Raw genomic sequence first — 1,822 nt, forward strand, 5'->3', positions numbered from 1 at the left:
GAAGCAGGCTTGGATACGGCCTTGGGTTTGTCCTGGTCCTCGGGAGCGTCCGGGTCGTTGAAATACGCCTCGGCCCACTGATAACAAAGGCCGTCCGGGATGTCGAGAGCGTAGACGCCGTTCTCGTGGGATTCCCCCAGCTCTTTCATCTCACGCACGGCGAACTCACGGGCCTTGCGATAGATATACTGGAAGCAATGCACCATAGTCTTGCGGGGATGCAAGACCCGGCGTGCGAACTCCGGATTCTTCCGGCACAGAGCTTGAATATGCTCGGACACGCAGTCTTTCATATTACGTCGGGTAATACGCTCCGTGTCGGCGCTGACACGCTGGACGGAGAATGCCGTCACGTCCTGGTCGTTCATGGCGGCAATGCGGTCAAGCTGGAGCTGTCCGGCGGACTCGCTGGAGCGGGGCTTATCAGGAGCCGGATCAGGTGCGGGGGCCGGTTCCGCCGGTTTCGGTTCCGGATGGCCCGCCGGCTTCGCCGGAACAGCTGCCTGGGCAGACCAGGCCTTTGCCCGTGAATCGTTCCGGGCCTCAATCGCCATTTCAGAGAAAATACTCATGGGGGCCTCCTTTCTTTCGATGCAGAATTTTTGCTCAGGCGCTTGTTGGAACTGATATGCTTCGCCAGATACATGCATAGGAGAAGAAAGCGGGGGAGGAATACAGGTCAGAGCTTAATACACGCCAGGGCTGAAAATAGCGAAAAAGTTCAGTTTTTTTATTGTGACCGATGTATAACTTTTTTTCAAGACCTGCTTAACGCATTTCTGACATGCCTATAATACACACTGGGTATTAAAAATGGGATATTTCTTCAACCTTTCTGTAATAATGTTATACATCGGTCACAACTAGCCTCAATCCCTTGCGGCTGTATTGGTTGAGCTTGTGTCTATTTATTTTCGCAGCTTTTCAGAAAGTACACACAGGATTTAGCCATCCGCTGTATTGACTGCGGCACAAGGCTTACACGGCTTTTCCCCTTGTGCATCTTTTTAACGCCAAAAATTTGAAAAGAAACACAAAATACAGCCATGTATCCGCTGCTGCCGGAGTCCTGCGCGGCTCGCAATGCTCTGTGCTCCTTTTTGAAATTCTAAATGGACACAGCCAACTATTGAAAAAAGTTGCAAAAAACGGATATTTTGGAAATGGCAATTCTGGCATGTATTCCTGCCGACGGTTTTTACATAGAAGCCCACGGAACGGAGAGCCGTCCCAGGGGTATTGCATCTGGGCAGAGCCGTCAGTCAGCAGCCGCTTCCTCTCTGGCCCGGCGCTGGAAGTCGCTGGGGCTTTCCCCGGTATCAGGCCAGATGTCTTTGATGCCATTGGCAGCCCAAACCGCTTTGTCGCTCAGCTGCCGCTGCCAGACGCCGATGCTGGGGGCCCAGTGAAAACCGTTATGTTTGAGTGCAAGCGTGAGCTTACTGTCCGGCCTGGCGTCAAACATGATTTGCAGGCGGTTCGCTTCCTTGTCGATTTGGACCTCGCCGCCGGAGAACGTCCAACCGTAGTAGCCCTGCTCCGCCTGGCGGGTCAGTTGTGCGATACGGGCCTTGTTTCGGCGAATCTCGGCATTGTTGCCGGAGAGCTCATAGGATGCATAGGGTTTCTCTGTCCGATAGTGAGCCATCTTGGCTTTCAGCCGCTCGACTTCCGTGGGCGGCAGGCCGGGGCAGCCGTCCAGGGTCTTGTGCTTCCGGTAGTAGGTATTAACGGCCCGCATCTCTTTCTGGTTCGCCTCCAGCTTTTCAAGCCGGGCCTGGAGTTTCTCCAGGGCCTGGGGATCGTCGTCGCTGATAACGTT

General features: G+C 54.1%; 1 protein-coding gene and 1 pseudogene. Both read right to left on the minus strand.

The window, feature by feature from the left end; translation table 11 throughout:
- A partial coding sequence (locus tag JX325_RS16110; protein ID WP_204792059.1) for a Cas9 inhibitor AcrIIA9 family protein occupies nucleotides 1-572 on the minus strand: 572 nt, incomplete at its 3' end.
- 686 nt (nucleotides 573-1,258) lie between these two features.
- A pseudogene (locus JX325_RS16115) lies at nucleotides 1,259-1,822 on the minus strand (DNA primase); the annotation flags it as partial.

The sequence above is a fragment of the Oscillibacter sp. CU971 genome (genome assembly GCF_905219725.1).
In the GTDB taxonomy this organism is placed as follows: domain Bacteria; phylum Bacillota; class Clostridia; order Oscillospirales; family Oscillospiraceae; genus Oscillibacter.